At 69.1% G+C, this 6479-nt stretch carries 7 protein-coding genes and 1 pseudogene; 4 read left to right on the forward strand and 4 right to left on the reverse strand.

Annotated features, from left to right (window positions below; translation table 11 throughout):
* Nucleotides 1-610, reverse strand: a 610-nt coding sequence (gene rsmI, locus AC2W7C_RS12025; RefSeq protein WP_486001655.1) for a 16S rRNA (cytidine(1402)-2'-O)-methyltransferase, incomplete at its 3' end; no start/stop codon positions are given.
* 269 nt (nt 611-879) lie between these two features.
* On the opposite strand from rsmI, the gene AC2W7C_RS12030 reads away from it, so the two are divergent.
* Nucleotides 880-1476 carry an alpha/beta hydrolase gene (locus AC2W7C_RS12030; RefSeq protein ID WP_486001656.1) on the forward strand — a complete coding sequence of 199 codons (597 nt, stop codon included), beginning with the start codon at nt 880-882 and terminating at the stop codon, nt 1474-1476.
* Nucleotides 1477-1478: 2 nt separating this feature from the next.
* Here AC2W7C_RS12030 and hemW read toward each other — a convergent pair whose 3' ends face one another.
* On the reverse strand, nt 1479-2633 hold the full coding sequence (gene hemW, locus AC2W7C_RS12035) for a radical SAM family heme chaperone HemW (protein ID WP_486001657.1): 1155 nt from the start codon (nt 2631-2633) through the stop codon (nt 1479-1481).
* 153 nt (nt 2634-2786) lie between these two features.
* Nucleotides 2787-3386 carry an RdgB/HAM1 family non-canonical purine NTP pyrophosphatase gene (rdgB, locus tag AC2W7C_RS12040; RefSeq protein WP_486001658.1) on the reverse strand — a complete coding sequence of 200 codons (600 nt, stop codon included), beginning with the start codon at nt 3384-3386 and terminating at the stop codon, nt 2787-2789.
* Between the two features lie 1280 nt (nt 3387-4666).
* Between rdgB and AC2W7C_RS12045 the strand changes: the two genes are divergently transcribed.
* From AC2W7C_RS12045 to AC2W7C_RS12055, 3 genes are read left to right on the forward strand one after another with little or no spacing between them, the layout of a single operon-like run.
* Nucleotides 4667-5173 carry a DUF2975 domain-containing protein gene (locus AC2W7C_RS12045; RefSeq protein ID WP_486001659.1) on the forward strand — a complete coding sequence of 169 codons (507 nt, stop codon included), beginning with the start codon at nt 4667-4669 and terminating at the stop codon, nt 5171-5173.
* 26 nt (nt 5174-5199) lie between these two features.
* A complete protein-coding gene (locus AC2W7C_RS12050; protein ID WP_486001660.1) occupies nt 5200-5460 on the forward strand; it encodes a helix-turn-helix domain-containing protein in 261 nt (86 codons plus the stop codon).
* On the forward strand, nt 5457-5879 hold the full coding sequence (locus AC2W7C_RS12055; protein WP_486001661.1) for a Smr/MutS family protein: 423 nt from the start codon (nt 5457-5459) through the stop codon (nt 5877-5879). Before AC2W7C_RS12050 ends, AC2W7C_RS12055 begins: the two co-directional genes overlap by 4 nt.
* A 408-nt stretch (nt 5880-6287) precedes the next feature.
* Here AC2W7C_RS12055 and AC2W7C_RS12060 read toward each other — a convergent pair.
* Nucleotides 6288-6479 (reverse strand): annotated as a pseudogene (locus AC2W7C_RS12060) (PfkB family carbohydrate kinase); the annotation flags it as partial.

A 6479-nucleotide genomic window follows, 5' to 3' on the forward strand; every position in this document is an offset into this window, starting at 1 on the left:
CAGCTCGCGCGCGCGGCGGCGGGGCGGGCCCGAGCACGGCGGCCATGTCCGCCAGGCTGTCGGCCAGGCGGGGGCCGCTTTCGAAGAAGACCAGGGTCTGGCGGCCGGTGCGAAGCGCCTCGAGCACGGCGCGGCGCGCGCCGGACTTGGGAGGCGGAAAGCCGGCGAACAGGACGCGGTCGGCGGGCAGGCCGGCGATGCAGAGCGCAGCCAGAAGGCTGGAAGCGCCGGGCACGGGATGGACGGGCAAGCCCTCGGCGATGGCGGCGCGAGCCACGACGAACCCCGGGTCCGAGACCATGGGCGTGCCGGCGTCCGAGACCAGGGCGACGACGCCGCCCTCCTTCAGGCGTTCGACCGCCAGTTCGGCGGCGCGGGCCGAGGCGTGGTCGTCGCAGCGCTCCAGCCGGGCCTTCAGCCCATAGGCCGACAGCAGCTTGGCGGTGACGCGCGTGTCCTCGGCTAGGACCAGGTCGGCGGCGGCCAGGACGTCGAGCGCCCTCAAGGTCATGTCGCGCAGATTCCCGATCGGCGTCGCCACCAGATACAGGCCCGGCGCCACGGGGCGCGGCGGCGGGGCGGTCGGCGGGAAAAGGGCGGGATCGGGCATCGGCGCGACCGTGCCAGCCCGTTCGGCCCGGCTCAACCGTTTCCGGGGCGCACGGGCGAAGAGGGCGTCCCCCGGGGCGCTGGAAACCCACGTTTTTATGATTGGGCGGGCTTCGGCGCCGTCTGTAGTCGGTCGTGGGATCGGGCTCACAGTCTTCATCGCGAAGGAGAGGTTCGGATGCCGCAATCCCCAACGATCGTGCTGGTCCATGGCTTCTGGGGCGGCGCGCCCACTGGGCCAAGGTCATTCCGGAGCTTCACCGGCGCGGCTTGACCTCCCTGCACGCGGTCGAGCTGCCGCTGACCTCGCTGGCCGACGACGCCGAGCGCGCGCGCAAGATGGTGGCCCAGCAGGAAGGGCCGGTCATCGTCGTCGGCCATTCCTACGGCGGCGCGGTGCTGTCGGAGATGGGCGACATGCCCAATGTGGCGGGCCTGGTCTATATCGCGGCCTTCGCGCCGGACGCCGGCGAAAGCCCCGGCGGCATCACCCAGAAGAACCCTCCCGCCGCCGCGGCCAACCTCGCGCCCGACAGCGACGGCTACCTCTGGATTCAGCCGGACAAGTTCCACGAGAGCTTCTGCCAGGACCTGACCCCCGAGGAGGGACTGGTCATGGCCGTGACCCAGAAGGCGCCGCTGGCCGGGACCTTCGGCGACACGATCACGGCCCCGGCGTGGAAGGCCAAGCCGACCTGGTACCAGATCTCCAGCCAGGACCGGATGATCGCGCCCGCCAACCAGGACTGGATGTCGGCGCGGATGAACCCGCGCAAGATCATCACCCTGGACGCCGGCCACGCCTCCCTGGCGTCCCGTCCGGTCGAGGTGTCCGATCTGATCGCGGAAGCGGCCGCCTCGGTCTGATTTCAGGTCAGCAGCGCCCGCAGGACGCCGTCCAGCACGGGGCGTCCGGCGGGCGTGGCCCGGATCCGGCTCGCCGCCAGCTCCAGGAAACCATCGTCGACGAGGGACGCCAACGGCGGATCGCTCGGCGTCAGGCCGAGGTGATCGAACAGCGCCACCGGGACGCCCTCGACGGTCCGCAATCCCAGCAAGACCTTTTCTTCGGCGGCTTCGCGCGCATCCTGCTCTCCGCGCTCGCTCCAGGGCGTCCCGCGGGCGACGCCCGAGATGTAATCGCCGATCCCCCGGTGCGCGACGGTCGCCGTCCGCACCCCGTCCAGGGCCAGGCGGCCGTGGGCGCCGGGGCCCAGGCCCAGATAGTCGCCGCCGCGCCAGACATGGAGGTTGTGGGCCGACCGGGCGGCCACGCCGCGCGCATGGTTGGAGACCTCGTAGGCGTCGAAGCCCGCCGCCTCGAGCACGGCCTGGGTGGTTTCGTACAGGGCGGCCGAAAGGTCCTCGTCGGGCGGGACCAGCGTACCCCGGGCGAAGGCGCGGCCGAAGGCGGTCGCGGGCTCGATGGTCAGCTGATAGGGCGAGACGTGCTCGAAGCCGAGGTCGAGCGCTTCGGTCAGCTCGGCCCGCCAGCTTTCGACGGTCTGGCCGGGGCGGGCGTAGATCAGGTCGATGGACAGGCGGGGGAAGGCGCGGGCGGCGACGACGGCGGCGCGGCGGGCCTCGTCGGCGGAATGATTGCGACCCAGCAGGGACAGCGACGCGTCGTCCAGCGCCTGGACCCCCATCGACAGCCGGTTGACGCCCGCCTGCGCCAGGGCGTCGAACCGCTCGGCCTCGGCGTCGGTGGGATTGGCCTCGAGCGTGACCTCGATATCGCCCCGCGGTTCGAACCGGGCGCGGGCGCGGGCGATGATTCGGGCGACGGCCTCGGGGTCCATCAGCGAGGGCGTGCCGCCGCCGAAGAAGATGGAGGCCAGCCGGCGCGGGCCGGTCAGGGCGGCCTGGGCGTCCAGGTCGGCCAGGATCGCCCCGACCAACGCGGCCTGTTCGTCCACGCGACCGCGATCCCGCACCACGTTGAAGTCGCAGTACGGGCAGATGCGGGCGCAGTACGGCCAATGGACATAGAGGGCGACGTCGTCGCCGGGGTCGGGGATCATCGGAAAGGCTTAAACCATTTCTCCCTCCCGCTTGAGGGAGGGATGTCGGCGCGAAGCGACGACAGGGTGGGAGCGGCTAGGATCTTGCGCGATGATACGGCGCCCCCGCCCGGTCGCTACGCGACCACCCTCCCCTAAGGGGAGGGAGAGTCTTCAGTCCATCAGCGCGGTCTTGAGCTTGGCGAAGGCCAGGGCGCGGTGGCTGAGCGAATCCTTCAGCGCGGGATCCAGCTCGCCGAAGGTCTGGGTCTGGCCCTCGGGGATGAAGATCGGATCGTAGCCGAAGCCGCGCTCGCCGCGCGGGGGGAAGGTCAGCAGGCCGTCGACCCGTCCCTCGACCACCACGGCGGGGCCGTTCGGCCAGGCGACGGCCAGGGCCGAGGTGAACCAGGCGCGGCGGTCGTCGGAGCGGATCTCCTCCAGCCGGTCCTCCACCCGTTTCATGGCGAAGGTGAAATCCTTGTCGGGCCCGGCCCATCGGGCGGAGAAGATGCCCGGCGCTCCGTCCAGCGCCGCGACCGACAGGCCGGAATCATCGGCCAAGGAGACCTCGCCCGACAGATCCGCGGCATGTCGGGCCTTGAGCAGGGCGTTGCCGACGAAGGTGCTCTCGGTCTCGTCCGGCTCGGGCAGATTCAGCGACCCCGCGGTGACCACCTCGTAATGTCCGTCCAGGAGCGCTTCGATTTCGCGCGCCTTGCCGGGATTGTGGGTCGCCGCGACAAGCCGCATCCCCTTGATCAATTTCAACATTCTGTCCTCGCGCGGCGCTGAAACATTTCATTGCCTAAGTTTAATATCGTTAAACGATATGTAACATGACTTCCGGGCGGGCACGCCCTATCTATTATCTCAAGAACGGACGCCGCAACGTTCTCCGGTCAGGCCTCTCAAGGGCAAGATCGACCCAGCGGAACAAAATATGGGGGTGAAAACAACCCCTCTCTCAGGACTGACGGAGAACGACAATGAACACCATGAACGCTTCCTACTTCATCGAAAAAGTCGGCCACGGCCTGCTGAACGCCTTCCTGCTGGCCGCCCTGCCGACCGCCATGATCGCCACGCTGATCCAAGCTCTGTAATCCCCTTCCCGGCTTACCGGAGCTAGATGATCCGCATGACCATAGCGACGATCAAGACCGCGTGAGGGTCCCCCGGACCCCGCGCGGCGATCTCGCCCCGTCCGGATCGAAGACCGCCCGAGTTCCGACCTAGGCGTCGGGGCTCCGCCCGGCCAGGCCGGACTTGACGATGCACCGATCTGCGCCGCGCCCTCAGGCCCGCTTTCGGACGCCCAATCGTCTTCCAGCCTCCTCTTCGTCCCTTCTCAGCGATCTCTGCCGCCTGCGCGCCGAACCTTCCGACTTTGGAGCGATTCAGGCCGCGGCGATGACGGTCCCGTAATCTGCGCGTCGCGGCGCGCCGCCCCGCGTCCGCGTCCGCGTGTCCGGCTGCGATCCCTGCCGCCTCATCCGACTGATTTTGTTGACGATTTGCGGACGTTCCCGCCGCGCCCAGGTTCATTGCGGAAGTTTAATATCGTTAAACGATATGTAACATGACTTCTGGGGGCGCACGTCCTATCTATTATCTCAAGAACGGACGCCGCGACGTTCTTCGGTTCGGCCCCAAAAGGGAAGGATCAACCCAGCGGAACAAAAAAGAGGGTCAAAATCCCCTCACTCAGGACCGACGGAGAACGACAATGAACACGATGAGCGCTTCCTACTTCATGGAAAAGGTCGGCCATGGCGTGCTGAACGCCTTCCTGCTGGCCGCCATGCCGACCGCACTGGTCGCCACCCTGGCCCAGTTCCTGTGATCGGCTCCGGCCTCGGGAGCTTTGACGATCGGCATGACAATCGCGAAGAATAAGACCGCGCGTGGGTTCGCCGGACCCCGCGCGGCGATCGCGCCCCGACGTCCGGCCTGAGAGAGGCCGACCCATGCGCGTCCCGAATCCGACTTCACTCGGGATCCGCCTGCCTTCCTTCCGGACCCCGGCGCTGCCCGGCATCGGTCCGGGATCGATGACCAGCCTGCTCGGCGTCGCCCTCGGGGCCGCCTTCTGGGCTCTGAGCCTGGCCACCCTGGCGGTCATCCTCGCCTTCATCTTCACCACCTTCGTGCCGCTGGGCCCCATGGGCCTGACGGTCACCGCCGGCGACGAAGGCACCAGCGTGCCCGTCCCGCGGGCCTATATCCTGTTCGCCCTGGGCGCCATCATCGCCTACCTGGGCGGTTTCGCCCTGATCCTGCGCCACCTGCGCGCCATCGTGCACACCCTGCGCATCGGCGACCCCTTCCAGCCCGCCAACGTCAGCCGCCTGAAGCAGATCGGCCTGATCCTGGCCGTCGTCACCGGGGGCGCCTGGATCGGGCAGACCCTGGTGTCGCGGCTGGTGCGCGGCGCGATGGAGCCGCCCAGCGCCTTCGACCTGGTGACGCCCGCCTTTTCGATCCTGGTGGTCTTCGTCCTGGCCCAGGTGTTCCGCGAAGGCGCGCGCCTGCGCCGCGAATCCGAATTAACGATCTGACCTCTTTGAGCTAGAGCACTCCTCCGATGGCCATTCGCGTACAGCTCGACCGCATCCTGCTCGAACGGCGCATGTCGTTGACCGAGCTGGCCGACCGCGTGGGCGTGACCCTGGCCAACCTGTCCATTCTGAAGACCGGCAAGGCGCGGGCGATCCGCTTCACCACCCTGGACGCCCTGTGCCGCGAACTGAACTGCACGCCCGGCGACCTGCTGGGCTATGCGCCGGGCCCGCAGGACGTCGGTTCGGACGAGGATCCGGACGGGACCGCCCCCGGGACTTCATGAGCCGGCGCGACGACCTGAGCCCCGAGGACCGCCGAATCTGGACGCGGGTCGCGGGCTCGGTCACCCCGTCCAAGCCGAAGAAGGCCCCGCGGATCGCCGTCGGGGCCGTCGAGCCGGACCCGCCCGGCCGCGCCGCATCCGCGAGCCGGTCTCGCGTGAAGCCCAAGTCCCCGGCGCCCGCGGCTCGCACGCCCGTCGACGCCGCGCCCCGCCGTTCGGCCCCTGAAGAACTGGAGCCCCGCCGGCAACGGCGTCTATCGCGCGAACGCGATCCGATCGAGGCGAAGATCGACCTGCACGGGTTCGGCCGTTTCCAGGCCCAGGACGCCCTGACCGCCTTCCTGCTGGGCGCCCAGGCGCGCGGCTATCGCGCGGTGCTGGTGATCACGGCCAGGGGCGACGCGGCGGAACCGGCGTGATCCGGGCCTCGGCGCACGAATGGCTGCAGTCGCCGGCCCTGCGCGGCGTGGTCTCCGGCTTCGCCCCGCCGCGCGCCGGCACGGCGGCGACGGGGCGCTGTATGTGACGATCCGGCGAGCGGGGCAGTGATTGGTGGCTAGTGACCAGGGGTTGCTGGTTCATTGGTCGTGACCGCACAGCTTCGTGGGCGATCGCATCAACCACTAACCACCAATCAGTAGGGTCAATCGACATTCAAACCCGTCATTCCCGGCCCTGTGCCGGGAATCCATGAACACGAAAGGCGGAAGTCGAGACCTCCAGGCCCCGACCGCGATCATGGATGGCCGGGACAAGCCCGCCCATGACGGAAGGCAAGGATTTGAGAGGCGAAGGCCATCGACTGAATGTCGATTGACCCCAATCACTCAGGCCAGCGTCAGCCCCGCCCGCTCCGCCAGCGCCTTCAGCGGCGTCATCGGACGCGGACCCCAGTGGGCGATGACTTCGGCGGCGGCCAGCGAGCCCAGCTTGCCGGCCTCCTCCAGCGACAGGCCGCGGGCCAGGCCCAGCAGCAGGCCGGCGGCCGTACTGGTCCGCCGGCGCCGGTGGTGTCGACC

This window comes from Brevundimonas sp. CURTG3B2_SDJG (genome assembly GCF_057364705.1).